Source organism: Serratia sp. CoH_134_PS_4 (assembly GCF_058190535.1).
In genome coordinates, this window is record NZ_JBXWKI010000008.1 from 220,936 (window position 1) to 245,665 (window position 24,730).

General features: G+C 54.2%; 28 protein-coding genes. 9 read left to right on the top strand and 19 right to left on the bottom strand.

The features are described 5' to 3' along the window. Both AC2FCQ_RS14845 and AC2FCQ_RS14850 read left to right on the top strand, forming a co-directional pair. Entirely contained in the window at positions 1–630 is a 630-nt protein-coding gene (locus AC2FCQ_RS14845; protein WP_265556340.1) for a GNAT family N-acetyltransferase, read from the top strand. Continuing rightward, a complete protein-coding gene (locus AC2FCQ_RS14850) occupies positions 627–1,634 on the top strand; it encodes an alpha/beta hydrolase family protein (RefSeq protein ID WP_490308523.1) in 1,008 nt (335 codons plus the stop codon). Before AC2FCQ_RS14845 ends, AC2FCQ_RS14850 begins: the two co-directional genes overlap by 4 nt. Positions 1,635–1,640: 6 nt before the next feature. Here AC2FCQ_RS14850 and ybiO read toward each other — a convergent pair whose 3' ends face one another. The 6 genes from ybiO to dps form a co-directional block, all read right to left on the bottom strand. Continuing rightward, on the bottom strand, positions 1,641–3,860 hold the full coding sequence (gene ybiO, locus AC2FCQ_RS14855) for a mechanosensitive channel protein (RefSeq protein ID WP_490308521.1): 2,220 nt from the start codon (positions 3,858–3,860) through the stop codon (positions 1,641–1,643). Positions 3,861–4,014: 154 nt separating this feature from the next. After that, positions 4,015–4,737: a glutamine ABC transporter ATP-binding protein GlnQ gene (gene glnQ / locus AC2FCQ_RS14860; protein WP_209632354.1), complete on the bottom strand. Its 723-nt coding sequence runs from the start codon at positions 4,735–4,737 to the stop codon at positions 4,015–4,017. After that, entirely contained in the window at positions 4,734–5,393 is a 660-nt protein-coding gene (glnP, locus tag AC2FCQ_RS14865; protein ID WP_037425367.1) for a glutamine ABC transporter permease GlnP, read from the bottom strand. Before glnP ends, glnQ begins: the two co-directional genes overlap by 4 nt. A 105-nt stretch (positions 5,394–5,498) precedes the next feature. Then, positions 5,499–6,242 (bottom strand): glutamine ABC transporter substrate-binding protein GlnH, encoded by a 744-nt coding sequence (gene glnH / locus AC2FCQ_RS14870; RefSeq protein ID WP_209632355.1) that lies wholly within the window; start codon positions 6,240–6,242, stop codon positions 5,499–5,501. A 349-nt stretch (positions 6,243–6,591) separates the two neighbouring features. Continuing rightward, entirely contained in the window at positions 6,592–6,858 is a 267-nt protein-coding gene (locus tag AC2FCQ_RS14875; RefSeq protein WP_209632356.1) for a DksA/TraR family C4-type zinc finger protein, read from the bottom strand. A 162-nt stretch (positions 6,859–7,020) separates the two neighbouring features. Further along, positions 7,021–7,524 carry a DNA starvation/stationary phase protection protein Dps gene (gene dps, locus AC2FCQ_RS14880; RefSeq protein WP_209632357.1) on the bottom strand — a complete coding sequence of 168 codons (504 nt, stop codon included), beginning with the start codon at positions 7,522–7,524 and terminating at the stop codon, positions 7,021–7,023. 394 nt (positions 7,525–7,918) lie between these two features. On the opposite strand from dps, the gene AC2FCQ_RS14885 reads away from it, so the two are divergent. Continuing rightward, a complete protein-coding gene (locus AC2FCQ_RS14885; protein ID WP_209632358.1) occupies positions 7,919–8,455 on the top strand; it encodes a P-loop NTPase family protein in 537 nt (178 codons plus the stop codon). An 81-nt stretch (positions 8,456–8,536) separates the two neighbouring features. Here the strand turns inward: AC2FCQ_RS14885 and nanQ are convergent, their stop codons facing one another. Then, positions 8,537–9,004 carry an N-acetylneuraminate anomerase gene (gene nanQ, locus AC2FCQ_RS14890; RefSeq protein ID WP_404760042.1) on the bottom strand — a complete coding sequence of 156 codons (468 nt, stop codon included), beginning with the start codon at positions 9,002–9,004 and terminating at the stop codon, positions 8,537–8,539. A 145-nt stretch (positions 9,005–9,149) separates the two neighbouring features. Further along, positions 9,150–10,037, bottom strand: coding sequence for a threonine/homoserine exporter RhtA (gene rhtA, locus AC2FCQ_RS14895; protein ID WP_209632360.1), 888 nt, complete (start codon positions 10,035–10,037; stop codon positions 9,150–9,152). A gap of 398 nt (positions 10,038–10,435) precedes the next feature. Between rhtA and ompX the strand changes: the two genes are divergently transcribed. Then, positions 10,436–10,954 carry an outer membrane protein OmpX gene (ompX, locus tag AC2FCQ_RS14900; protein WP_209632361.1) on the top strand — a complete coding sequence of 173 codons (519 nt, stop codon included), beginning with the start codon at positions 10,436–10,438 and terminating at the stop codon, positions 10,952–10,954. 101 nt (positions 10,955–11,055) lie between these two features. Here the strand turns inward: ompX and AC2FCQ_RS14905 are convergent, their stop codons facing one another. Continuing rightward, positions 11,056–12,039: a nitrilase family protein gene (locus AC2FCQ_RS14905; RefSeq protein WP_404760041.1), complete on the bottom strand. Its 984-nt coding sequence runs from the start codon at positions 12,037–12,039 to the stop codon at positions 11,056–11,058. 94 nt (positions 12,040–12,133) lie between these two features. On the opposite strand from AC2FCQ_RS14905, the gene AC2FCQ_RS14910 reads away from it, so the two are divergent. After that, a complete protein-coding gene (locus AC2FCQ_RS14910; protein WP_209632363.1) occupies positions 12,134–13,009 on the top strand; it encodes a LysR family transcriptional regulator in 876 nt (291 codons plus the stop codon). Positions 13,010–13,018: 9 nt separating this feature from the next. Here AC2FCQ_RS14910 and AC2FCQ_RS14915 read toward each other — a convergent pair whose 3' ends face one another. From AC2FCQ_RS14915 to ltnD, 6 genes are all read right to left on the bottom strand, one after another. Further along, positions 13,019–13,549: a GNAT family N-acetyltransferase gene (locus AC2FCQ_RS14915; protein WP_490308519.1), complete on the bottom strand. Its 531-nt coding sequence runs from the start codon at positions 13,547–13,549 to the stop codon at positions 13,019–13,021. 51 nt (positions 13,550–13,600) lie between these two features. Further along, the gene (locus AC2FCQ_RS14920) at positions 13,601–14,971 is read right to left on the bottom strand and encodes a GntP family transporter (RefSeq protein WP_265556347.1); all 1,371 of its coding nucleotides are present in this window, start codon (positions 14,969–14,971) and stop codon (positions 13,601–13,603) included. 106 nt (positions 14,972–15,077) lie between these two features. After that, the gene (otnI, locus tag AC2FCQ_RS14925; RefSeq protein WP_490308518.1) at positions 15,078–15,854 is read right to left on the bottom strand and encodes a 2-oxo-tetronate isomerase; all 777 of its coding nucleotides are present in this window, start codon (positions 15,852–15,854) and stop codon (positions 15,078–15,080) included. A gap of 3 nt (positions 15,855–15,857) precedes the next feature. Further along, complete coding sequence (gene otnC, locus AC2FCQ_RS14930; RefSeq protein WP_209632367.1) at positions 15,858–16,490, bottom strand: 3-oxo-tetronate 4-phosphate decarboxylase; 633 nt, start codon at positions 16,488–16,490, stop codon at positions 15,858–15,860. Then, complete coding sequence (gene otnK / locus AC2FCQ_RS14935) at positions 16,487–17,749, bottom strand: 3-oxo-tetronate kinase (protein ID WP_245209671.1); 1,263 nt, start codon at positions 17,747–17,749, stop codon at positions 16,487–16,489. The genes otnC and otnK overlap by 4 nt, the downstream gene beginning before the upstream one ends. Then, positions 17,749–18,663 carry an L-threonate dehydrogenase gene (gene ltnD, locus AC2FCQ_RS14940; protein WP_490308517.1) on the bottom strand — a complete coding sequence of 305 codons (915 nt, stop codon included), beginning with the start codon at positions 18,661–18,663 and terminating at the stop codon, positions 17,749–17,751. The genes otnK and ltnD overlap by 1 nt, the downstream gene beginning before the upstream one ends. Before the next feature lie 280 nt (positions 18,664–18,943). Here ltnD and ygbI point away from each other — a divergent pair, with 280 nt between their 5' ends. Next, positions 18,944–19,708 (top strand): DNA-binding transcriptional repressor YgbI, encoded by a 765-nt coding sequence (gene ygbI, locus AC2FCQ_RS14945; protein WP_209632369.1) that lies wholly within the window; start codon positions 18,944–18,946, stop codon positions 19,706–19,708. A gap of 26 nt (positions 19,709–19,734) precedes the next feature. Here ygbI and AC2FCQ_RS14950 read toward each other — a convergent pair whose 3' ends face one another. From AC2FCQ_RS14950 to AC2FCQ_RS14965, 4 genes are all read right to left on the bottom strand, one after another. After that, entirely contained in the window at positions 19,735–19,935 is a 201-nt protein-coding gene (locus tag AC2FCQ_RS14950; RefSeq protein WP_209632370.1) for a hypothetical protein, read from the bottom strand. A gap of 270 nt (positions 19,936–20,205) precedes the next feature. Beyond that, entirely contained in the window at positions 20,206–20,973 is a 768-nt protein-coding gene (locus AC2FCQ_RS14955) for a molybdopterin-dependent oxidoreductase (RefSeq protein WP_209632371.1), read from the bottom strand. Next, positions 20,966–21,571: a cytochrome b/b6 domain-containing protein gene (locus AC2FCQ_RS14960; RefSeq protein ID WP_209632372.1), complete on the bottom strand. Its 606-nt coding sequence runs from the start codon at positions 21,569–21,571 to the stop codon at positions 20,966–20,968. The genes AC2FCQ_RS14955 and AC2FCQ_RS14960 overlap by 8 nt, the downstream gene beginning before the upstream one ends. A 58-nt stretch (positions 21,572–21,629) precedes the next feature. After that, positions 21,630–22,256 (bottom strand): hypothetical protein, encoded by a 627-nt coding sequence (locus tag AC2FCQ_RS14965; RefSeq protein ID WP_490308516.1) that lies wholly within the window; start codon positions 22,254–22,256, stop codon positions 21,630–21,632. Positions 22,257–22,396: 140 nt separating this feature from the next. Here AC2FCQ_RS14965 and AC2FCQ_RS14970 point away from each other — a divergent pair, with 140 nt between their 5' ends. The 3 genes from AC2FCQ_RS14970 to AC2FCQ_RS14980 all read left to right on the top strand — a co-directional run. Further along, a complete protein-coding gene (locus AC2FCQ_RS14970; RefSeq protein WP_209632374.1) occupies positions 22,397–23,068 on the top strand; it encodes a heavy metal response regulator transcription factor in 672 nt (223 codons plus the stop codon). Continuing rightward, the gene (locus AC2FCQ_RS14975; protein WP_490308515.1) at positions 23,065–24,489 is read left to right on the top strand and encodes a heavy metal sensor histidine kinase; all 1,425 of its coding nucleotides are present in this window, start codon (positions 23,065–23,067) and stop codon (positions 24,487–24,489) included. Before AC2FCQ_RS14970 ends, AC2FCQ_RS14975 begins: the two co-directional genes overlap by 4 nt. Positions 24,490–24,524: 35 nt before the next feature. Further along, positions 24,525–24,730 (top strand): hypothetical protein (locus AC2FCQ_RS14980; RefSeq protein WP_490326113.1); only part of this gene is annotated, 206 nt, incomplete at its 3' end.

Below are 24,730 nucleotides of genomic sequence, written 5' to 3' on the forward strand. Positions count from 1 at the left end.
ATGCTTGATATACAACCTTACCGTGAATCCTGTCGCTTGCAGACGGCTGCGCTGATTTACGCTGCCTTTGACGACAAATTCCAACGCCAGTGCGGGTTGGGCGCACGCCAACAATGGCGGTTGTTTTACTGGCTATGGAGCTGGAATCAAAGCAACAGCCAAGAGCACAGCTTTGTCGTTCGGCGAGCGGGTAAGGTGGTGGCAGCATTTGGGCTCAAGTCTGCGGGGCGGTTGGGCAATTGTGCCTTGAGGGCGCGTCCGTTGCCGATACTGGGGTTGTGCCGTCGTTATGGCATGCTGAACTTTTGGCGTATGTACCTGCAAATCGCGTTCTTACAGCACGCGCCTGCCGCCGGTGAACTCTATCTCTCCTACCTAGCGGTAGATGAAAAGCTGCGGGGCAAAGGCGTGGGAAAAATGTTGATCGAATGGATAACGGACTATGCAGCGGCACAGCAGCCTAACCGTTGGTTGCGTTTGCACGTGAGCCAACAAAATATCGGCGCACGGCGTCTGTATCAACAATGTGGTTTCAACATGGGCCGGCGGGAGAGACACGCTTCACTGTGGTGGCTGTTTCGCCAGGCAAACTGGTTGCTAATGGAAAAGCGCATCGGGGAAATGCGGTGAAAAAAATAGCCGTTTGTTTACTGGTGTTGTTTGTCGTGGCGTCAGGCTGGGTCCTCTACGCCAACGACTATCAATATGTCACCGAGCCGGTTCGGTTGACCGCCGGTGGCAACGCCCTTGCCGGTACGCTGGTGCTGCCGAAAAACGTGCACGGAAAGCCGGGCGTGATTGTCTTTGTTCATGGTGATGGCCCTGCCAATGCCAGCCGTGACGAAGGTTACTACGGCATTTGGGAGACCATGGCCGAACAGGGTTATGCCGTTTTATCTTTTGATAAACCGGGCATCGGCGGCTCTTCCGGCAACTGGTTGCACCAAACCATGGACGACCGGGCAAAAGAAACGGCGGACATTATTGACTGGGCCAGAAAAGACGGGCGCTTTAACCCGCAATGCGTCGGGTTATGGGGGGCAAGCCAGGCGGGGTGGGTGATGCCGGACGTTGCACGGCGGCGACCCGATATCGCTTTTACGCTGGTGATGTCTCCGGCGATCAACTGGCTAACACAGGGGCGATACAACACCCGAGCGGAAATGGAGGCGGCGGGTGATGATGAGCAACGCATTCAGGAGCGCGAAGCTCAAGAGAGGCACGTATTATCCCTGCTGAAACAGCCGGACGGCTACACGCAATACCTCCGTGAATATGGTGAGGCGGCGACGTTAAGTGCGGATCGTTGGCAGTTTATTCGTGCCAACATGGCCAGTGACGTCAGGGTGGGGCTGAGAAATTACAAAACACCGGTACACCTGATAGTGGGCGGACGCGACATCAATGTTGATGCGAACGAGACTGAACGCGTCTACCGGCAAGTCGTCCCCGCCGACCTGCTGACGGTGACGCGAATCGAACAGGCTGACCATGCCATGGTCAAACCGCTGTTTGTCCGTTACCCGTCGTTGATCAACATCATCGGCCTGTTTGCGCCGCGATCGATACAATTTGACGCTTATCAGCAGGATGTGGCGGCCTTCCTGGCCGCCCACCCCTGCACGACGCGGTGATGCTTGTCAGGGCGCTGCCGGTTGTGGTCCCGCGTTCGGCGCATAGGACAGCTGCATCGCCTGCTGTGGCATGGTGATGCCCGCCCGTTCGAAATGCATCTTCACCAACCGATCGAGGGCGTATTGCACGACCCACTGTTTCAGCGCCTGAGTGCGTAGGGTGACCCGGGTAGTGAAAGAGCGATCGCCCAGCGCCACCACGCCGTTGAACACCGGTTCGCCAATCAGAAAGTGCTTCACCTGCTCATCCTGTTTCAGCGCGGCGACGGCCTGATGCAGCACGTCGTGGACACGATCAATATCTTCATCACGGCTCACGGTGTAATTGGCTCGGTAGACGCCAAACTCGCGGGCGTAGTTCGCCAATGTGGTGATCGAAGAGAAGGGGACGATGTGGTAAACACCATAATCGTCCCGCAGGCCAATTGAGCGGATAGTCATGCGCTCCACCGTGCCGGTAATGCCGCTGACGGTGACATATTCACCGGTATTCATGCCGTTCTCAAACTGGATGAAGACACCGGTAATCACGTCTTTCACCAGCGTTTGTGCACCAAAACTGATGGCGAGGCCGAGCGCCCCGGCACCCGCCAGCAGGGGCGCAATGTTAATGCCGACCTGCGACAGCACAATCATGATGGTAATGGTGCTGATCACGATCGCCAGAACGTTACGAAACAGCGTCAACAGGGTGCGCTCGCGTGCGCTTGGGCGAATGCCATTGCTCAACTCCAGCGCCAGCCGGTGCTCGATGACGCTGGCCATCAACGTCCAACTGAAGACGGCAATGACCAGAATCAGCAGAATATGCATCAGCCCGCCAATCACCTTTCCACCGTTGTCGCTGCTCGCCCATTGATACAGGTTGATCAGGTGCCAGGCGTCGAACAGGAACAGCGTCACGGCCAAAACCACCATGACCCGCAAGATTTTCAATCCGTTTGGGATGTAGGCGTTAATGCGTCTTTCCAGCATGGGGTAACGCAGATTAACGTCGGCCGGCAGTGAGATGCGGCGAAAAATCCAGCGAGTTAACATGCCTGAAAGTAAGGCCCCTAAGCCGATCACCAGCAGGCTTTTCACCGTTGCCGTCATCATAAAGCGCAGGCTGTTGCCGATATCAAATTGTGAAAGCACGAACAGCACCAGGAAATAGGCGATCGCCAACAGGTGCCAGACGTGCCCAAGGCCGCGAAGAATTACGCTAAAGAACGCCATCGAACGTTCTGCCAGCAGGTTAATTTGGTGCTGTATCGGTTTGCGGTTGTGCAAGATCAACGCGACGGCATACAGCGTCAAAGCCAGCATCACCGCCAGATTGACCGCGGCCGCGGCCGGGTAGCTGATTTGTACCGCCACGACGGGCACCACAACCATCAGGCCGTAGCCGATCAGACCGCTGAGCCAGGCGAGGCGCGTATTCCAGTAGTGGGCCGAGGTGTCGCTGAACGGGAAAGGGCGCAGGTAATCAAAGTTGGGGGCAAAGATCAGCCGGAGTACCGCTTTGAAGAATTCAATCACCGCAAAGGCACTCAGAAACAGCGTTTGCAGACGCATGATGGTGGCGCTGTCGGCATTAACATGGCGAGCGAACAGGTTGCCCGCTGCAAGCGCCAGCAGTAATACCAGCAGATCGACGGCAAAGGCACCGAGGATGGCGACGGGACGTTTATACCAAGGACCGTGTTGCACCCTGGCGTTGTGGCCCCAGTTGCCCATGTGCTTATACAGGGGGGCGATCAGACGGCGGATCAGATGGAACAGGGCAAAAGTGACCGCCACTGTCAGCAGGAAATAGCCCAGGGCGCGAAAAAAACTGTCGGCATTAAACGTGCGTTTGGGGCCGGAGTCGATCAGCTTTTGTAGCGAATTCAACCTTTGGTTGAGGGTACTGATGCCAGACTGCGCCAAATTGCTCAGGTTATCGCTCAGCGTGTCGGCGGCTTCCGGCGTGTCGGTTTGCGGCTGGGTTGCGGGGGATTCACCGGCCTGCTGTCTCAGGTGACTGATCAGCCCAGCACGGGCTTTGTCATCTTGCAGAATATCCGCCAGCGCGGCGTAAGACGCTTTCTGTTGTTCAGTTTGGTCACCAGGAGCGGCATTTTGTGGGGGTTGCGCTATCGCTCGTGGAGAGGCTACGGCGACTGTCAGCAGCAATAACAACGGGAATAAACGTAAATGTTCTCGCAGATGAGAACCGAATCGGGAGTATGCGGTTGTGGGCATTGATCCTCTCTTGGGGCTCTGTAAATCGGCGGATTAAATACAAATGCTATAAAAAACAAACAACATAGTAGGAAATGAAGAGAGATGAAGAGTGGGAACGCGTGCTAAATAGAAACGGCGGGCGCAGAGTGCGCCCGCCGCTGAGCAGGGTAAATCAGGAAACGTGTTGCAGGAACTCGCGTAGGCGAGGGCTTGGCGGATGGTTAATCAACGCGTGCGGATTGCCGTCTTCTGCAATCCGGCCTTTGTCGATAAAGATCAGGCGCGACGCCACTTTTTCGGCAAAGCCGACTTCGTGGGTGACGATCACCATGGTCATGCCTTCTTCTGCCAAATCCTGCATGACTTTCAGCACTTCATGGCGCAGTTCTGGATCGAGCGCCGAGGTAGGCTCATCAAACAGCATCATTTTCGGCTTCACGGCCAGCGCGCGGGCGATCGCTACGCGCTGTTGCTGGCCACCGGACAGCTCGGAAGGATAATGATGTGCGCGCTCGGCCAGACCAACCTTGGCCAGCAGTTCACGTGCCAGCTTTTCTGCGTCTGATTTTTTCAAACCGCGTACGCGGATTGGGCCAAAGGCAACGTTTTCCAATGCCGTCAGGTGCGGGAACAGGTAAAACTGCTGGAACACCATGCCGGCTTCCTGACGAATCAGGCGATCGTCAACTTTAGGATCGTTGGCTTTCAGGCCGTCGACGAAGAGATCGCCACTGGTGATCTCTTCGAGCTTGTTGATGCAACGCAGCAGGGTCGACTTACCGGAGCCAGAAGGGCCGATAATCACCACGACCTCACCTTTTTCGATCTTCAAATCGATATTATGCAGCACTTGGGTTTGGCCAAAATGCTTGGAGACGTTTTTAAATTCAATCACAGGATTTTCATCCTTCTTTCCAGACGACGCAGAACGAAGCTCAGCACCAGGGTAATAATCAGATAAATAACCGCTACGGCGCTCCAGATTTCTAGCGCACGGAAGTTACCGGCAATAATTTCCTGCCCTTGACGGGTCAGTTCCGCCACGCCGATCACGATGAACAGCGAGGTGTCTTTGATGCTGATGATCCACTGGTTACCCAGCGGCGGCAGCATACGCCGCAGCGCCAGCGGCATGATGACATAGCGGATGGTTTCACGCCGTGACAGGCCGAGCGCCAGGCCTGCTTCACGGAAGCCGTTATGGATCGACAGCACCGCACCGCGGGTAATTTCCGCAATATAGGCGCCGGAGTTGATCATAATGGTGACCACTGCCGCACTGAAGGGATCGATACGTAAATCATTGAACGCCATCGGCAGGGCGAAGTAGATGAACATGACCTGCACCACGATCGGCGTGCCGCGGATAACTTCAATGAATACCAAGGCGACGTGATTGGCAATCCAACCGCCATAGGTACGAGCAAAACCGGCAACAAGGCCGATGATCAGGCCGCCAACAAGACCGAGGACCGAAATCCACAGGGTCATTTTGGCGCCTTCTAACAGGATAGGGATGGCGGGCCAGATGGCGCTCCAGTCGAACTGCATGGTTTTTTCTCCCGGTGATCCCAAACGTGGGAATCAGATACAACAAAGCGCAGGGGCTAAGACACCACCCCTGTGCTTAAGTGAATCAGTGACTGACTTCATCCGTTATTTAGGTTCGGTACCGAACCATTTTTTGTAGATTTCGTTGTAAGTGCCGTTTTCGCGCAGGGTTTTCAGTGCGCCATTGACCTTCACGCGCAGCTCGTCACTGCCTTTAGGGAAGGCGATGCCGTATTGCTGAGCTTCCAGTGAGTCGCCAACGGTTTTGAACTTACCGGCACCGGCAGTCTTAATGAAGTACAGGATGTTTGGTGTGTCGTGCAGTACGGCGTCAGCGCGCTTGGTGCCCAGTTCCATATAGGCGTTATCGATGTTCGGGAACTGACGCAGATCTTTGGTTTTGATGTGCTGTTTGGCGTAATCCACGGAGCCGGTGCCGCTCTTCACCGCTACCACTTTACCGTTCAGATCATCGATGCCTTTGATGCTGTTGTCGTTGGCATTCACCATCACCAGCAGACCGCTTTTGTAGTAGCCGTCAGAGAATTCGATGGCTTTTTTACGCTCGTCGGTAATGGTGATACCGGCCAGCGCCAGGTCGATATTTTTGGTTTGCAGAGCAGGGATGATGCCGCTGAAATCCATAGGTTTCAGGGTGTAGTCCAGTTTCAGCTCTTTGGCGATAGCGGCCCACAGGTCGATATCGAAACCAACGTATTGATCACCTTGCTTGAACTCAAATGGAACGAATGCGGTGTCGGTGGCGACGACCAGTTTGTCTGCTGCGTGGGAGCTTACGGCAAAGGCCAACGAAAGTGCGGCCAGGGAGACTTTAAAAATTGACTTCATGAGAGGAATTTCCTGTACAGGTTGCGGATTACCCATTTTTTATATTGCAGTTGGTGCCATGAAAAAATCGTGCCATGTTTACAACTACTATAAAAACAAAGAGTTGTGGTGTGATGTTGTGTCTGAAGGTCGAATTATTATTTATATGCACCAAATAGAGGCACCAAAATGGTGCTGATGGCTGTCTGTTGGTGCATTGGTCTATCATTAACCAAATAATGGGGGTGAAACAACCGATAGTTAACGGTTTAGCTTCAATATTGATAACTAACTCTAACTTTTATGCCGCAAAATGTTTTCATCTGGTGCAAGAGTGTTCAGTAAGAGCGATCGGTGGACACAATTGGCGTTACCTCAGCTGGCTGTCTTTACTGCCGCGGCGGTTATACAGGCTGCTGGCTGCCTGTTTTTTATCCATCTCGGTTTGGCAGGCAAGACAATAGCGCACGCCTTTTAGCGCTTGCTGGCGTGCCAATGGAATTTCTTCTCCGCATTCCTGACAATAATGCGCACTTTCGCCATGACCCAGTGCCTGCCTTGCACGCTGCACTGCATCATCTAGGGTGGAATCAATTTGATCCTGTACGGCGCCGTCTGACGCCCATCCGCTTGCCATGATGGCCTCACATTGACAGAGCCGCTACGCCCTCAATGTATTTACTATGGGCGATTTTTTGAGCAATTCAAGCGGCATAAATAAAAGAAAAACAGGCTGGGGCAAAGCCCGCAGCCTGTTCAGGCACGCTACGCGGGCCGTAATTGTCGATTTTTAAGTGGCTTATTCTATGTTGGATTCGATAAACCACAGGAACTTGTCCAGATCTCGGGATGCTGCAGTAAACATATCGGCAGTATCTTCGTCTTCGACCTCTGTGATGGCTTTGCGAATGTCATTTGCGACGTCGCCGTAACGATCGGCCAGCGCTTTCAGGTGTTCCTGTACGCTATGAATGTTGGTTGGATAGCTTTTCAGTGGGGTTTTATCGTTTACCACCTGGACTGTACCCAAGGCTACGCCGCCCAATTGCACGATACGTTCGGCAAAAGTGTCCTGGTGATCGATGATCGCAGTGCGGAACCCGTCGAGCATTTCATGCACGGCAATAAAGTTAGCACCACGCATGTTCCAGTGGGCCTGTTTGGTGATCAACGACAGGTCAATAAACTGGATAACCTGACGGTTCAACGCCTTGATGGCCTCCAGCTTGGTTTTTTCGTCCATATCATTACGTGTATAAAGCAGGTCAGAAGATTTCGTTTTAACCAGTTTAGCGGTACTCATATCAGATATCCTCTTGATGGGTTATTGTCCTATTTTTTCCACGAGAGAAATTATAGCAGTGATGACGTATTTTGCAGGGGGAAAATAACGATGGAATAAATAGGTTTTAACGAATTGAATATTAACCTTAAGCGGGGTAGACTTAATTTGTTAATGTGTTTTTTATTTTAATGCGTTGTAATGTATGTGAAATATTTTTACTCGCTTCTGTTTTTAGTTACGCCATGCAATTATTTTAAAATCGGTTGTATCTCCGCGATAATTTTCATTCTCAATGCCGACGTTTTCGGGTTAATGAGCCAGTTTGCTATCAATAAAATGGCCGTTAATTCATATTGATAGGCTAATCGTATCTGGCTAAAATATTCTGCCTTAATTACAGAGCTGCACGCGTATGAAAATCAATGTCGTTGGAACCAGTGGCAGTGGCAAAAGCACGCTAGCACGTCAGTTGGCTGAAAAGCTTGTGCTGCCTTACATCGAGCTTGATACGCTGTTTTGGCGTTCTGACTGGCAAGGTACACCCGATGACGTGTTTATCGCGCGAGTAACGCAGGCGTTGGCTGTGGCGGAAAGCGGGTGGGTACTCGACGGCAATTATAGTCGAACGAAAGCGGTAAAATGGGATAGCGTTGATTGGGTGGTGTGGGTGGACTACGGGTTCTGCCGTACCCTGTACCAGGCCGTTCGTCGTGCCGTCACCCGCGCATGGCTAGGCACCGAGCTGTGGCCAGGTACGGGAAACCGCGAAAGCTTTCGTCGGTCTTTTTTCAGTCGAGAGTCAATCGTTTTGTGGACCATTAAAACCTACCGTAAAAACCGTCGCGGCTACCTTGCCGACATGAACAATAGCCAGTACCAACATATCCGCTTTATCCGGTTGCGTTCACCGGGGCAGACCAAAAGCTTTATTCGCAACTTGCCCCTTTAAATGCCGCCATTGCAGCAAACGAATGCGCGGGTTTTCACGAATAGAACATGGCCAGAACCAACGCAGTCGGCCAGCCCTTGATTAGATCAGCAGCGTGTAATGCACCCTCACCACCGCTTTTTTGATCGGTGTTGGTGCGTTCAACTGACAGCCGGTCTTATGCGGTTCATGGGGAAAGAATAGCGCATACGCGCCGGGGAACATGGCGAGTGTTTGGCGGTGGTGTGAGATGCTCACACGATGGGTATCCTGAGCATCGTCATAGGGTAACTCGCTTTGCCAATCGCCGGGCATACCATAATCAATGCGCTCTTCACCGCTGATGAGTAAATGAATGTCGGCATAGTTATGGTGAAGCTTTGCATGCTGAGTTTCCGCTAATCCTGTGGTTAACGTCATTACGTCCATAAAGATCTTGTCACCCTCTATGTCATGCCGTCCCAATGTCAGGGCAGGCAGGTCATATTGACGAAGCGCGGTGAGGGTCTTGATCAAAACAGGTGACAGCCCACGCCCGTAGCGTGGGTTAAACAGCGTGTTATAAATCACTTTAATTCTCCATGTGGTAAACCCTGCTGGGTTTGGTTCCATAAACGCGTGGGGGGACTGCGGGGAAAAGTATGCCTGCTTACCTGTGCGAAAACAGTTAACCCGCCTGCATTCCGCTGTTGGAAAATGCAGGCGTTGTTGATTTTTAAGACAAGCTCTCGATCTGTGGTTTTGGCTTGATGGTCAGGGTCGCCCCCATTGACGCCGCAATGATTGCACCTAACGCCAACCACTGCACCGTAGTCAGGTGTTCATTGAGGAACAACATCCCCGACAGTGCTGCCAGCGCGGGCTCCAGACTCATCAAGGTGCCGAAGGTGCGAGCCGGGAGCCTGGGTAACGCGATAATCTCCAACGAATAAGGCAGCGCGGTGGATAAGATTGCCACGGCCAATGCAATGGGCAGAATATCGATGTTCAGTAGCGCGCTACCTGCTTGCCAGGCCCCTATTGGGCAGAATACCGCCGCTGCGATCAGCGACCCGACCGCCACGGTCCCAGGGCCGTGGTCACCCCCCGCTTTCTGGCCGCAGATAATGTAGACCGCCCAGCAGGCACCTGCGCCTAATGCGCAGGCGGCACCTAAGGGATCGATACTCTCTATGTTATGGCCCAGTGGCAGCAAGAACCAGAGCCCGGCCACCGCCAGTATGACCCATAAAAAATCGATCGCGCGGCGTGAGGAGAACATGGCGACCGCCAAGGGGCCGGTGAACTCCAACGCGACGGCGATACCCAGTGGCAGGGTGCGCAAAGAAAGATAAAACAGATAATTCATCGCCCCCAATGTCAGGCCATAGATGAACAAGGGCAGGCGGCTACCGGCGGCAAAGCGCATGCGCCATGGGCGGAAGATAATAAACAGGATCAGTGTGCCAATACTCAAGCGCAACGTGGTGATGCCTTCTGCACCGACCAATGGAAACAGGCTTTTGGCCAACGACGCACCGGTCTGGATAGACACCATGGCGATGATGAGCAAGCAGATAGGCAGCAGCGTGGAAGACGCTTTAGCAGTTGCAGACGAGGACATCCTTTAGAGCCTTTTATGCGTTTCCCACCAGGTGGGAAGACTATCGATATTCGGATGACGGCAGTGTAAATGAAATGAGGTAAATGTGTCTGAGAAATGCGTATGCAACGGAGAAAAGTGCCAGCTCTGGGGTTAGATGCTGGTTCTTTTGCGCATAAAATGCGCATTTTTTAGGAATCGTCTGGATATTAAATAGGTGATTGTTGTCACAGAAACGAGTAGAATACGGCCCGAAAATAGAGCGAAAAGAAGAAGATACACTGTTCTTGAAATCTAATGTTACACGATATAAAGCATTAGACACTCATTTTAAGGCAGAGTTTCACGCTAATTTTTGCTATATTTTCAATGCATGAACAAATGGATTTACTTAAAAATATAACGCGTTTGAGGTGGTTATGAAAAAAATTGCATGTCTTTCCGCAGTAGCAGCCTGTGTATTAGCAGTAACCGCAGGTACCGCATTCGCTGGTCAGAGCACCGTATCCGCTGGCTATGCGCAGGGTGATCTCCAAGGCGTTGCTAACAAAGCCGACGGTTTCAACCTGAAGTATCGTTACGAGTTCGATAACAACCCACTGGGTGTGATCGGTTCCTTTACCCACGTGGAAAAGAACGGTTCTGAGAACGGTTACTACGGTAAATCACAGTACGATTCTATCACTGCCGGTCCAGCTTACCGCTTCAACGACTGGGCAAGCATCTACGGTGTGATCGGTGTTGGCTACGGCAAAAACATCGACAACGCTCAGAACGGCACTGACCGTAACGGCAACAGCGACTACGGCTTCACCTACGGTGCTGGCCTGCAGTTCAACCCAATCCAGGACGTTGCTCTGGATGTAGGTTACGAGCAGAGCCGTATCCGCAGTGTTGACGTTGGTATCTGGAGCGTTGGCGTAGGCTACCGTTTCTAAGACTTCTCCATGCCTACGGGCATGAGCATGTGGCGCAATTGGCCGCATCAGATAAAAATCCGCCTTCGGGCGGATTTTTTTTACCTGTTGTTCGGGTTGGGTTACTTACCCAGTTTCTGCCCCGGCTCTGATGAAAAGCGCGCACTGCGGGCATCACGTTCGTAACCTTGGGGTTGCGTGAGTATTTCATACAGTGCAGGCCGGCGGCCATGGATCCAACGGCGTCCGGTGCTGAGCGGGATAAGGGAAAGATCGAGTTCGGCTATAACCATTTTATTTTCGGCTACCCAGGTTTCTGCCAGAATACGGCCGTAAGGGTCGAGAATCATCGCGTTGCCAGTGCGCACTTCGTCATCATCACGCCCCACACCGTTGCTAAATAAAACAAACAGGCCATTGTCATGCGCGCGCGCCGGTAACCAGCGTAGCAACCAACCACGGCCATGTTCACCACGGAAAGCCGCTTCTATCGCCGCTGGGTTTTCCAGTCGCTGTTGCCAAAGCTCCAGTGGGATCGGCTTCATACCGTGCGGACTGCGTGAATGGGTACCGCCCGTTTGGTGCGGCGCCAATAATACCTCTGCGCCTAACAGTGCCGTCGCACGTACGTTTTCCACCAGGTTATTGTCCCAGCAGATGAGTACCCCCATCCGCACACCCCATGGCGTATCAAAAACGGTAAAACTGTCGCCGCTGGCTATGGCTGGATGCTCAAAGGCATGCAGTTTGCGGTGAACGTGAAGTGTGCCGTCAGGCAAGCAGACGGCGTAAGCGTTGTAATACTTACCCTCTTCGCCCTGTTCAATCAGCCCGACGCCGATTGCCATGTTGTAGCGTTCTGCCAGTGGACGGATTCGCGCCAGGGAAGGGCTGGTGGCTATCGGTTCCGCCAGTGCGGCAATTTCGCCGTCACTGAGGTGTCGTACATGCCAATAGCCGGTAATGCACATTTCTGGAAAGACCAGTACCTGAATGTGTTCGGTAGCGGCTTGGGCGATAAAGCCTTCAATCACTGACAGGTTGTAGTTTTTATCGTTGGCACGATGGTGGAATTGCACCGTGGCGGCGCGCAGAGAGGTGGTCATAGGGTTACCTTTTCGCTGTTGTCTTGCGTTGATTACAGCAAAGTGATTGATTACGGTATAATCAATTAAATTCTTTATTTGATAACCTAGTGGAATGGATATTCGACAATTACGTGCCTTTGTGGTGCTGGCAGAGCAAGGCAACTATCGCCTGGCGGCGGAGTTGCTCTGCATTACCCAACCGGCACTGAGCAAACAGATTCAGGCATTGGAGGCGTTGCTCGGTGCCCGCCTGTTTAACCGGGGGCGTCAAGGGGCGCAGCTGACTGCCAGCGGGCAACGGCTTTATCCAGAAGCACAGACGCTGGTTGGGCAGCATATGCACTTTCAACAGCGTGCATTACGCGTGGTTAAGGGAGAGGCAGGGCGCCTGGCCATTGGGTTTGGCTTGTCCAGCTTTCATCTGGCACCGCAACTGGTCGCGTCTTTCCGCGGGCGCTTTCCCGAGGTTGCCGTAGGGTTGGAAGACTTGCCTTCTGAACGGCAATATCAGCTGTTATTGCACGGCGAGTTGCAGATCGGGTTTGTGCGGTTGCCTGTCAGTGCGCCATTGCAGGCAAGCGCATTGCTGCGCGATCGGCTGGTGTTGGCAGCACCGACGGCCCTGGGGCTGCGGACAGAGACGCTGATGAAGCAGTTCAATACGTTGCCATTATTGCAGCTAACGCCAAAACGTGGGCGGGGTTTGAGCGATCAGTCGCTCCGTTTTATTGCCGCTAATCAACTGGCCCCGAACGTAGTACAGCAGGCAGGTGATATCCAGACGTTGCTGGCCCTGGTGGCTGCCGGTATCGGTGTTGCCCTATTGCCGCACAGTGTCACGCATATTGCACCGGCAGGTATCGATATCCTGCCGTTAAGCGGCGAACAAACCGAATGGCAAGTCGGCATTGCCTGGAATCCGCAGCAGCCTGATGCGCTGCGGGACAACTTTATCCAGGTTGCGTTGGCGGCTGCGCCGGTGGAATAACCGCTGGTGTCATAACGGGCAGTGCATCACCAGTATCGGGTTCTGATGGTATTCACTGCGGTGACTTTCGCTAAAGCCAACCTTCTTTGCCAGTGCCACTGAGGGTTGGTTTTCCGGTGAGATAATGCACACCGCCTTATCCCCCGGTAAATGCGTTTTCCCCCAGGCCAGTGCGGCCCGCAGTGCTTCGGTCGCATAGCCTTTGCCGTGGGCTGCCGTCACCAGTGTCCAGCCCATTTCGGGGGCATCGAGCGCCGGAGTGATATCACGTTGGAAGTCGGAGAAACCGATACCGCCCAGGTAGGCACCGCTGATTTTATCTCGCACCGCCCAGTAGCCATAACCCAGCAGAGCCCAGTGGCCGGCGTAGCGCATCAGACGTCCCCAGGAGTCTTCTTTGTCCCTCGGTGTACCACCGATATAACGCACGACATCAGGATCGGCCCACATGGCGGCCAGCGAGTCAAAGTCGGCTAGCGTATGTGCATCAAGGCATAAGCGTTCGGTGAGTAACTGGGGTGCGGTCGTAATAAGGGTCATTATTTTTTCCTGCACAGAGCCAAAGGCGGTCTGTGCAGTATGCCAGAGAAATTACACGACCAGCCACAGTAACCAGGTGAACAGGAAACCGCTAAGACCGAGAATCGTGGTTAACACTGTCCAGGTTTTCAGTCCGTCGGCGACGGAGAGACCAAGGTATTTGGTGACAATCCAGAAGCCGGAGTCATTCACATGCGACAGCCCCAACCCGCCGAAACAGGTCGCCAGCGTCACCAGGACCAGCTGCAGTGGGTTCAAGCCGCTCACTGCTTCTGACAGCAAGCCGCCGGTGGTCAGGATAGCGACAGTGGCGGATCCCTGCGAGGCGCGCAGGGCGAGAGAGATGATGAATGCGGCGGGGATCAGCGGCAGCCCGATCGTGGTCAAAACGTCCGCCAATGCCTTGCCCACGCCGGATTCCACTAAAACCTTGCCGAACACGCCGCCAGCGCCGGTCACCAGAATCACCACGGCAGCGGTCGGCAGTGCTCCTCCCATGACGTCGCTGGTGTGTTGCAGGCTCCAGCCACGGCGTATCGCCAGAAAATAGAATGCCAGTAGCAGGGCGATCATCAGCGCGACCGCGGGAGAACCGATCAGAGACAGAGTGTCGCGCAGTGCCAAGCCCGGTTCGAGCAGCGTGGCGGAAACGGTACCCAGCATGATTATGGCAATGGGGATGACGATCAGCGCGGCGACCAGCCCGGCACTTGGCGGGTTAATGCGATCGCTTAACGGTGCTTTGCCTTCCGGTGCGGGTTCCGGGGCTGCTAACTGTAACTGTTCCAGTACCTCAATCGACAACGGATAGCTTTTGCGATTCAGCCGGTTGGCGGTGAAGTAGCCGATAATGCCCACCGGAATACAAATGGCGAGGCCAAGGATAGTCAGCCAGCCGATGTCTGCATTCAATAACCCGGCAGCAGCTACCGGACCGGGATGTGGCGGCAAGGCAACGTGTACTGTCAGCATCACGCCGGCCATGGGCAGGCCGAATTTCAACGGGGAAACTTTAGCGACCTTGGCAAAACCGTAGATGATAGGGGCCAGGATAATAAAGCCGACGTCGAAAAAGACCGGGATGCCAAGAATAAACGCAGCAATGGTCAGTGCGGCAATGGTACGTTTCGGTCCCAACGCTTTACTGAATCGTTGGGCCAGCGACTCAGCGCCACCGGAGTGTTCGATCATTCTGCCGAGCATGGCGCCAAGGCCAATAATGATGGTCACCGACCCCAGCACGCCGCCCATTCCGGCGGTCATGACTTTCATCACTTCACCGGTCGGGATGCCACTGGCCAGTGCCACCAGCAAGCTTACGACCAGCAGGGCGACAAACGGCTGGATCTTGGCTTTGATCACCATTAACAAGAGCAGCACGACACCGAATACGGCAATCATCAAAAGCATAGAGGTAGACATGGGATAGCCTTTAATTGGGTAAGCGTCAGGCACCGCGATCGCCGATGGCGATACGGGTGCGTTTAATTTTTATGTTGTTGCTGTGCAGGTGTGGAGGAGGGGCCTGTTACAGGTAAGGCCTTATCCAACCCAGTCCGGCGCGGGTATCGCCGCGCGGCTTGTATTCGCAGCCAATCCAGCCGGCATAACCGATGCGGTCCAGCTGTGCGAACAACCAGGGATAATTCAGCTCTCCGTCGTCCGGCTCATGGCGTTCGGGTACCGATGCAATCTGAATATGGGCGTAGCGGCCAGCCAATGAACGCATGAGGCCGCTGATATTGCCGTCCACTAACTGAGCATGGAAAAAATCAAACTGAATGAAAACGTTTGGGCGGTCGATGGCGTCGACCAGTTCTGCCGCCTGATGCTGGCTGGAGAACAGATAGTTGGGTTTAACCTGTGGGCTAAGCGCTTCGATCAACACCTTGATCCCCTGTTTCGCGAAGCTATCGGCGGCGTAGCGGATATTCTCTATGAAGGTATCGCGATAGCGCTGCCAATCTTCTCCCGGGGGAACCACGCCGGCCATGACGTGTACGCTGGGGCAACCCAGCGCGATGGCGTAGGCCAGTGCGCGATCGATATCCGCGCGTGCCGCCTGTTCACGACCGGGTACCGCGGCTAGCCCCCATTCACCGGCATCGACGTTGCCAGGGGCGGTATTGAACAGGACTTGTTGCAGGCCGTGCTGATGCAGTTTTTCTGCCAGCAACGCCGCCGGATATTCATAAGGGAACAGAAACTCCACGGCATGGAATCCCTCGTCTGCAGCGGCCTCGAACCGTTCAAGGAACGGCAGCTCGTTAAACATCATTGATAAATTGGCAGCAAATTTAGGCATGGTTCAGCTCCGTAACTCGGCAATTTCATCATCGGTCAAATAACGAATGGGACGGTTGCCGAGGGTAAAAATCAGCTTCGCCGCATCCTCCATTTCTTCAGTATTATCTGCCGCGGCCCGCAGATCCTTACCTGTTACCACCGGGCCGTGATTGGCCAATAAAAAGGCGCGGTGTGTCGGTGCCAGTTTGGCTAGGTCTGCCGCCAGCCGGAGATCGCCTGGGCGATAATAGGGTACCACCGGCACCTTACCGACCCGCATCACCACATAGGGTGTGAAAGGTTTAATGGCGTTCTCTGTGTCCAGCCCCTGCAGGCAGGACAGAGCGGTGAGATAGGTGCAATGCAGGTGAACCACGGCTTTACACTCCGGGTTATTCAAATACAGCGCGCGGTGGAAACTGATCTCTTTTGACGGTTTATCACCAGACAGCCATTCGCCGCTCAGGCTGACCTTCGACAAGCGTTCGGCCTGCAATTCACCCAGGCAGGAACCGGTGGGGGTTGCCAGTAGCGTGCCGTCTGCCAACAACAGTGAAAGGTTGCCGGCGGAACCGGTGGCGTAGCCTCGCTGGAAAAATGAAGCGCCCAGACGCACCATTTCTTCACGCGCTTGCTGTTCAGTCGTCTGCATCATAATGGGAACTCCGTTTGCGCGCGGGCGAAAAAGTTTTCATCGCCAAAATTGCCCGATTTCAGGGCCAGTGAGACAGGTTGATCAATGGCGCGTACCCAGGGGACGCCAGGAGAAATACAGGGGCCAATATGGAAACCACGAATGCCCAGCGCCTGCGTCACAACGCCGGAAGTCTCACCGCCGGCAACGATAAATCGACAGACGCCGTGCTGCTGGAGCTGTTTAACCACGGTGGCGAACAACGATTCGACCGCGTGGCTGGCGGCGGCCATGCCGTATTGTTGCTGTATCTGTTGCAGTGTTTCCGGTTCGGCGGTGGCGTAGAGTAACGGAGCCAGTGGATCATCGACATGCTGCTGTGCCCAGTCAGCCAGCTCTGTTGCGTAGGCCATACGGTCAGATTCGGTGAGACAACGGGCGACATCGATAGCCCTGGCTGCCGCTTGCTGACGGTAGCGTGCGACCTGCCGATTGGTCATGGTGGAGCAGGATCCGGACAATACCGCCGCTTTTTTCCCTTGCGGAGCACCTGCAATCTGAGGGTTACCTTGCCCCGGTTGCGCCCATTGACGTGCCAGGCCGATCGCCAGACCAGACCCCCCGGTGACCAGCTTCATATTTTTTAACGCCGCACCCTGAGTTAGTAAATGTTGTTCATTCAGCGTATCCAGAACGGCATATCGCACACCCTGCTGCGCTAACTGCTGCAATTTCTCCGTGATGATTCCGACACCGCGGTCCATTTCTGCGGCTGTCACCAGCCCACAGCGGCCCTGAGCCTGCGCTTCCATCAGTCGTAACAGGTTACTGTCGGTCATCGGCGTCACTGGGTGATGACGCATACCGGATTCCGACAGCAGCTGATCCAAGACGAACAGATACCCTTGATACACAGTACGGCCGTTGACCGGCAGCGCCGGGGATATCACCGTTTGGGTTTCGCCCAGGGCATCAAGTAGGGCATCCGTCACTGGGCCGATATTGCCCTGAGCGGTGCTGTCGAAGGTCGAACAATACTTGAAGTAAAACTGTTGGCATCCCTGGCGTTGTAACCAAGCCAGCGCCTGTAATGACTGTTCAATCGCCTGTGCTGCAGGGCAGGAGCGAGATTTCAGGCTGATGACCACGGCCTGCGACGCAACGGGGAAATCATCCTGTGGAACCCCGTTCAACTGGACGGTGGATAGGCCGTTTTCAACCAGAAAACTGGCAATATCGGTGGCCCCGGTAAAATCGTCTGCGATGACGCCGAGCAGCATTATGCGTTCTCCTTTTTCTGCGGCAGATCTATACCAGCGAAAATCTTGATCACGGCGCTGTCGTCCTCTTTACCAAAACCGGCGTTGCTGGCAGCGGTGAACATATTAAAGGCGGTGGAAGCCAGGGGCAGCGGGAAATGCAGTTCTTTGGCGGTATCCGTCACCAGCCCCAGATCTTTCACGAAAATATCCACCGCTGATTTAGGTGCATAGTCACCATCGACCACGTGCTGCATGCGGTTCTCGAACATCCATGAATTGCCGGCGGCATGAGTGACGACATCGTACATCACGTCCAGAGGGATGCCTGCGCGGGCCGCAAGCGCCATGGCCTCCGCACCGGCGGCGATATGCACACCGGCCAGCAACTGGTGGATGATTTTCACCGTGGCTCCCAGGCCAATGTCTTCGCCAATGCGATAAACTTTGCCGGCAATCGCATCAAGAACCGGTTGTAGCTGGCGGAACGTCGTTTCCGCGCCAGATGCCATCACGGTCATTTGACCCTCAGCGGCCTTCGTCGCACCACCGGAAACGGGGGCGTCCAGCATGTTCAGGCCCTGTGCCCGTAGCTGTTGTTCGATCTCTTTGGCGTCGGTGGCCGAAATGGTGGAGGACACCATGACCGGCGTATTGGGCTTCAGCTTCGCTGCCAGGCCGTTATCACCAAACAAGATCTGTTTCACCTGCACGGCATTTACCACCAGCAGTAATACCGCGTCCAAATCCGCCGCGAAACCGTCAGCGTTGTTAGCGGCTTGCTTGGCGCCGGCTTGCTGTAATGCAGTCAGCGCCTGTGGGTTAAGATCGACACCGTACGTCGTTAGCCCCGCGTTAATGCACGACTTTGCTGCGCCCATTCCCATAGAACCCAATCCAACGATGCAAACTGCAAAATCACGTGGCTGTGTCATGCCATACCTCATGTTAATTTTAGTGATAATTTGTTTTGTTGTGTTAAATATAAGCGCTTATCTGGACAGCGTCAGCGATCGGTATCACAATTATTAACAGATTATCAATCAGGCTCACCGACCAAGTAAAATGAAAGTGAGGGTTATCCAACTGTTTTAACTATTAAAAATATATTATTGATAGCATGACCAGCCTCACGACCTGAAAAGAGGACGCTTTCGTAGAACGAAAATTGACGTAAAATCACAATTATTATCACTGCGGCAAAGAGAGGGAATCGTGATACCTGTAGAACGCCACCAGCAAATATTAGCGCTGGTATCTGAACGCGGGGTAGTCAGCATTGCTGAATTGACCGAACGGTTGGGTGTGTCGCATATGACCATTCGCCGCGATCTGCAAAAGCTTGAGGAGCAGGGCGCAGTTCTGGCGGTTTCAGGCGGCGTGCAGTCCGCAGAACGGGTAGCGATAGAGCCGTCGCATCAGGACAAAGAAGGGATGTACAGCCAGCAGAAAGCGGCTATCGGTCAATTGGCGGCCCGGCAGATCCCCCCCAATAGTTGTATCTATCTGGATGCAGGCACCACGACGCTGGCGCTGGCGAAACATATCAGCGATCGCGACGATCTAACGGTCGTCACCAATGATTTTGTGATTGCGGGTTACCTGATCGAGCACAGCCAGTGCAAGATCATTCATACCGGCGGTACCGTCTGTCGCGAGAACCGTTCATGTGTCGGTGAAGCTGCGGCGCAGGCACTACGCGGGTTGTTTATCGATCTGGCATTTATTTCCGCTTCGTCATGGAGCATGCGTGGCCTATCGACGCCGAATGAAGACAAGGTGATGGTGAAAAAAGCCATTGTTGACGCCAGCCGGCGCTGCATCCTGCTCAGTGACACCTCCAAATACGGCAAGATAGCCACCTACCTGGCGCTGCCGATCGCGGCGTTTGACGCCATTATTACCGATGACAATCTCCCCACCACGGCGCGGGAGGCAATCCTGCAGGCGGATATCACGCTGATGACGACGGGAGAGTGAAGCTAAACAGAGCCCCCTGGCGGGGGTTATGGCATCTTGGCGGTATCGTAATGATGGATGACCGGTCCTGGCTCACCGAGTTGGCCTCGTTCACGCCATTCCTGACATCGTTGTTCCCACCAGGCTTCATGGAAGGCTTGCATGGCTTTCAGGCGCTGTTCTTTAATACTTGGAGAGGTAAAATCCGGCTCCAACGCGTGCTCCAAGGCGTTAAATTTCGATGACATAGAGTCCGTCCTTTATGAATTCCATTTTGTACAAATACCGTACTCTTTGAGCGTGTTTTTTCAATAGTTGATCATAGATTTTGGCCAAAGCCGGTCTCAAGGGGACGCTAAAAACAAGCCTAGCTTGATATTGGATACCGAAGTCGATAATAGTTTTACCCACCCCGTCGACGAATAGGTACTCACGTTCAGAAAAGGTATAATTCATGCGGCTAATCGGCTAATCGGCTAATCGGCTAATCGGCTTTCTGCGCGGCGCCGCGCAGAACACTAAATTCCGCTAAACCAGTTATAACCCTGATCTTCCCAGTAGCCACCGGGGTTGGTATCACTGACAAAAATGGCGGCGATATGTTTGGCGTTCTTGAATCCCAACTTGGTTGGCACTCGCAGCCGTAGCGGGTAGCCGTAATCGGCCGGCAGTGCTTTACCCGCGAAATCCAACGCCAGAATGGTTTGTGGATGCAGCGCTGTGGCCATGTCGATACTGGAGTAATAACGGTCCGCGCATTTGAAACCCACATAGCGGGCGTTCAGATCGGCGCCGACATGCTGCAGAAAGTTGCGCAGCGGCACGCCGCCCCATTGACCGATGGCGCTCCACCCCTCGATGCAAATCAAGCGGGTTATTTGGCTCTGCTGCGGCAAGCGTTGCAACTGTTCGAGTGTCCAGGAGGCGGTTTTCTCGACTTTGCCGGAGACTTCCAGACGATAACTGGCAAGATCCACCTCTGGGACGTTGTACTCGGGGTAAAACGCGTTAAACGGGAACGGATGGGTAATTTGCTCCGGGCTATAGGTTTGCGCCAGCTTTTGGCCGTTAAACAGCCAGGCCTGCACCCGATCGTTCCAGCGCGACATGGCCCACAACACGTTATCCACCTGGTCCCCGTCTTGGAGGTTGCAACCGGTCAGCATGGCGATGCCGCCCAGCGTCAGACCCGAACGTAGCATCAGACGGCGTTGCAGATTGACCAGCTGTTTCTTTTGGTCCGGTTCCAGCGTCGGTGCTAAAGGCCGTTGTTTTTTATCATTCATGTTTGCCACCCGTAATCATTGCCCACAACGTGCGCGGCACGATAATCACCATCAACAGGTGAATGATCACAAATAAGCCAATACCGGACATGGCAAAAAAGTGAACGTAACGTGCCGTGTCAAAGCCACCAAACAGACTCACTAATCCTTGTAATTGCACCGGCTTCCAGATTGCCAGGCCGGACAGCACCAGTAGCAGTCCCAGAACCAGCACCCCGAGATACATCAGTTTTTGAATGGCGTTATAACGACCATGCTGATGCGTTAGCCGTAGCGTCAGCGCCTGCCAGATATCCTGTCGCAGTGCGCCGGCGCTGAGCGGCAACAGGTCATGACGGAAATGGCCACTGAACAGGCTCCACAGCAAATAGCACAGCGCATTGCCGGCCAAAAGCCACATGACCGCCAGATGCCAGCCAATCGCGCCGCCCAGCCAACCGCCAAGTGTGACCAGCGGCGGGAAGCGGAAACCGAACAGGGGTGAGGCGTTGTAGATCTCCCAGCCGCTCATAAACATGCAAACCATGGCGAACAGGTTAACCCAATGGGTGATGCGGACTGGCCAGCGGTGCACCGGCCGCCGTACGGGGGTTTTCATTATGTACTCCTTAGACGGTGCCCCGTCATGACATTGCCAATGGCGGGGCACAACCTAATTACATCGGCGGAACGGTGCCGTCTTTCCCGGCGGAAATACGGGTGGCGACGCGTTCGCCTTTGTCGTCCGTGGCAGAAAACAGCACGATGTGTGCACCGGGTTTTAGCAGGCTGCGGTCGCCGGGATCCAGGGTGACGATCGGCACATCTTCCGGCACGTTAACGGTCTTCTGCTGGTTACCGTAGGTCACGGTCAGCGTGCGGCCATTGGATTTAACCAGCTTGCCAACGGTGCCGTTGGTCATGGTATCGACTTTGCCGTCGGCAGACTCCCAGGCGGAGTGCCCTTCACCGGTACCGCGCAGGCTGGCGGCGAAGACGTGGACTTCCAGCGCCTTCAGTGATCCGTCCGGTTGTGGTACTGCCGCAGTGCCGATAAAGCTATCCGGTTTAATGTCATCCAGGGTGCCTTTCGAGACGCTGAGCACCCGGGTTTGATCGTTGAGTTTAACGCTGACCTTCTCCCCTTTACGGTCGGTGACCTGTAGGCTGCTGTCGGTAACCTGGTCGATAGTGCCACGCAGTGGGGAAATGACCTTGCCTGTTGCTTGAGCCGCGCCTGCGGCCCCACTACACAGCATGAGGGTGGACAGCAGCAAACCGGCAAAACGATGACGGGTAATCATAAAGTTTTCCTCTGTTAAGGTTGCCGATTAAGCATGGTTGAACAATAGGGACAGCACCATGTCTGTTTGATGACATTAATGTCATCAAGAATGTCCGCCGAAACTGCTAGTATTTCCGCTGGTGTAATGAGGCGATGACAATGCGAATACTGGTGGTTGAAGACGACATCAGCACGGGCGATTACCTGAAGAAAGGGCTGACGGAGGCGGGATACAGCGTCGATTTGGCACGTAACGGTACCGATGGCCTGTTTCAGGCGTTGGAACAGGCTTACGACGCCATTGTGCTCGACGTGATGCTGCCGGGGTTGGACGGTTGGCAGATCATTGAGGTTCTACGCAAGAAAAGCGACGTGCCAATCCTGTTTCTGACCGCGCGCGATGGGGTGCAGGATCGCATCCATGGCCTGGAGTTGGGCGCTGACGACTATTTGATTAAACCCTTTTCTTTCACCGAGCTGGTGCTGCGCCTGCGGACGTTGCTGCGCCGCGGTACGGTGCGAGAAGCCGACCACTACGCAATTGCCGATTTACAGCTGGACGTTCTGCGGCGTAAGGCCGTGCGGCAAGATGTGGTGATTCCACTGACCAACAAAGAATTTATGCTGTTGCACCTGCTGGTACGGCGGGAAGGCGAGGTATTGTCACGTACCATGATCGCGTCCCAGGTGTGGGACATGAATTTTGACAGTGATACCAACGTCGTGGACGTGGCGATCAAGCGGCTGCGCGCAAAGATTGATCGGCCGTTTGACGTCAAATTGATCCACAGCGTGCGCGGTATTGGCTACGTTTGCGAGCCGCGCTCATGAAAATACGCATCCAACGCTGGCGTGCGCTGTCGCTGACGCTTCGTAGTGCCATGTTGTTTGCGCTGGTCGCGGCGTTGGTTGTCAGCGGAGCGGGTTGGTACCTGTACGGTGCGATGCGTCAGGAGATGATCACCCGCAGCGATTTACAGGTCACCGGACGGGTCGAGTATTACCGCAATTTGCTCAGCCAGCGTTTCCCTATCGAGCGGCTGACGGCGAATACCGGCTTGTTCGAAAATATGTTGGGCAACGAGCAGGACGTGCTAATTTTTCAACAGCCGGGAAAGAAGCCGTTAATCAATGTGAACCCCGCCAAACTGACTCTGCCGCCGATCACTCCAACGCCCCTTGATACACCCCAGCGTGTGAGTGCGGTGCAGAGTGGGCAGACGGCGCAAGGTGTGCCATTACGGGTCGCATCGGCGCTGATCAAACTGGAAGACGGTAATTTGCTGCAAATCTCGGCAGCCCACGTGATGATAAACGAACAGAAGATGCTGGCCCGTTATCTTTGGCGGATAGTGGCGGCCGTTGTTGTGGCATTTATCTTAATCGCGCTGCTGGGATATTGGGTGATGCGTCGCGGATTACAACCGCTCTGGCGTATGGCGGCTCAGGCGGCAGTGATAACGCCAAATACGCTGTCGACCCGTCTGAGTGAGCAAGGGGCACCAAAGGAATTGCAACAGTTGACCCGTTCGTTCAATGCCATGCTCGATCGCCTGAACGAAGGTTATCAGCGCCTGACGCAGTTTTCTGCCGACTTGGCGCATGAAATTCGGACCCCGGTGGGGGCATTGATGGGGCATTGCCAGGTGGCGTTGTATCAGTCACGCAGTGTGGAAGAGTATGAAACGCTACTGTCGAATAACATGGACGAACTGGAACGCATTTCCCGTATGGTGGAGAACATTCTGTTCCTGGCACGTGCCGGTGAGGGGCAGGCGGTGCTGAACTATAGCCGTCTCGACGTGGCGAAAGAGTTGCAGCGGGTGGCAGACTATTTCGAAGGCTTGGCGGAGGAACGCGGGATTACGTTGGTTTGTCAGGGACAAGGGGACTTGCTGGCAGACGCCATGCTGTTTCAGCGTGCCTTGAGCAATCTGGTGTCTAATGCTGTGCGTTATGCCGACGAAAACAGCCAAATAGGGTTGCGGGTTAGCGCTCAAACAACGGGGGAATGCGTGATTGAAGTGACTAACCAGGGGCCACCGATTGCACCGGCACACCGGGATAAGCTGTTTGATCGTTTCTACCGTGCTGATGCTGCGCGCAGCGCCGGTAACCATGCCAGTGGTTTGGGGCTGGCCATCGTCAGGGCAATCATGACGCTGCATGGCGGTAAGGCGACCGTTCGCTGCAACGAATATGATATGTCTGCCCACATTGTTTTTAGTTTGGTATTTCCTGCCTCACAGTAATGTACACCTGGTATTCATGCGTTCAGGTGTGATTCATGTGGCGTGGTTGGACGGGGCTGGTATCGCGTTTTATTCGTAACTGTTTACTTTCATTTCCCTTGTGGTTTGCCCAATTACCCTCGAATCAAAAGATTAATTCCGCCTTTAATCGCATAGATTTCGCGGGTAATGACTCCAACTTATTGATAGTGTTTTATGTTCAGATAATGCCCGATGACTTTGTCATGCAGCTCCACCGATT

Excerpts from the sequence above, each read along its gene's own strand:
- AC2FCQ_RS14845 (WP_265556340.1), top strand. The coding sequence starts at position 1 with ATGCTTGATATACAACCTTACCGTGAATCCTGTCGCTTGCAGACGGCT.
- ybiO (WP_490308521.1), bottom strand. The coding sequence starts at position 3,860 with ATGCCCACAACCGCATACTCCCGATTCGGTTCTCATCTGCGAGAACAT.
- glnP (WP_037425367.1), bottom strand. The coding sequence starts at position 5,393 with ATGCAGTTCGACTGGAGCGCCATCTGGCCCGCCATCCCTATCCTGTTA.
- glnH (WP_209632355.1), bottom strand. The coding sequence starts at position 6,242 with ATGAAGTCAATTTTTAAAGTCTCCCTGGCCGCACTTTCGTTGGCCTTT.
- AC2FCQ_RS14875 (WP_209632356.1), bottom strand. The coding sequence starts at position 6,858 with ATGGCAAGCGGATGGGCGTCAGACGGCGCCGTACAGGATCAAATTGAT.
- dps (WP_209632357.1), bottom strand. The coding sequence starts at position 7,524 with ATGAGTACCGCTAAACTGGTTAAAACGAAATCTTCTGACCTGCTTTAT.
- AC2FCQ_RS14885 (WP_209632358.1), top strand. The coding sequence starts at position 7,919 with ATGAAAATCAATGTCGTTGGAACCAGTGGCAGTGGCAAAAGCACGCTA.
- rhtA (WP_209632360.1), bottom strand. The coding sequence starts at position 10,037 with ATGTCCTCGTCTGCAACTGCTAAAGCGTCTTCCACGCTGCTGCCTATC.
- ompX (WP_209632361.1), top strand. The coding sequence starts at position 10,436 with ATGAAAAAAATTGCATGTCTTTCCGCAGTAGCAGCCTGTGTATTAGCA.
- AC2FCQ_RS14905 (WP_404760041.1), bottom strand. The coding sequence starts at position 12,039 with ATGACCACCTCTCTGCGCGCCGCCACGGTGCAATTCCACCATCGTGCC.
- AC2FCQ_RS14910 (WP_209632363.1), top strand. The coding sequence starts at position 12,134 with ATGGATATTCGACAATTACGTGCCTTTGTGGTGCTGGCAGAGCAAGGC.
- AC2FCQ_RS14915 (WP_490308519.1), bottom strand. The coding sequence starts at position 13,549 with ATGACCCTTATTACGACCGCACCCCAGTTACTCACCGAACGCTTATGC.
- AC2FCQ_RS14920 (WP_265556347.1), bottom strand. The coding sequence starts at position 14,971 with ATGTCTACCTCTATGCTTTTGATGATTGCCGTATTCGGTGTCGTGCTG.
- otnI (WP_490308518.1), bottom strand. The coding sequence starts at position 15,854 with ATGCCTAAATTTGCTGCCAATTTATCAATGATGTTTAACGAGCTGCCG.
- otnC (WP_209632367.1), bottom strand. The coding sequence starts at position 16,490 with ATGATGCAGACGACTGAACAGCAAGCGCGTGAAGAAATGGTGCGTCTG.
- otnK (WP_245209671.1), bottom strand. The coding sequence starts at position 17,749 with ATGCTGCTCGGCGTCATCGCAGACGATTTTACCGGGGCCACCGATATT.
- ltnD (WP_490308517.1), bottom strand. The coding sequence starts at position 18,663 with ATGACACAGCCACGTGATTTTGCAGTTTGCATCGTTGGATTGGGTTCT.
- AC2FCQ_RS14950 (WP_209632370.1), bottom strand. The coding sequence starts at position 19,935 with ATGTCATCGAAATTTAACGCCTTGGAGCACGCGTTGGAGCCGGATTTT.
- AC2FCQ_RS14955 (WP_209632371.1), bottom strand. The coding sequence starts at position 20,973 with ATGAATGATAAAAAACAACGGCCTTTAGCACCGACGCTGGAACCGGAC.
- AC2FCQ_RS14960 (WP_209632372.1), bottom strand. The coding sequence starts at position 21,571 with ATGAAAACCCCCGTACGGCGGCCGGTGCACCGCTGGCCAGTCCGCATC.
- AC2FCQ_RS14965 (WP_490308516.1), bottom strand. The coding sequence starts at position 22,256 with ATGATTACCCGTCATCGTTTTGCCGGTTTGCTGCTGTCCACCCTCATG.
- AC2FCQ_RS14970 (WP_209632374.1), top strand. The coding sequence starts at position 22,397 with ATGCGAATACTGGTGGTTGAAGACGACATCAGCACGGGCGATTACCTG.
- AC2FCQ_RS14975 (WP_490308515.1), top strand. The coding sequence starts at position 23,065 with ATGAAAATACGCATCCAACGCTGGCGTGCGCTGTCGCTGACGCTTCGT.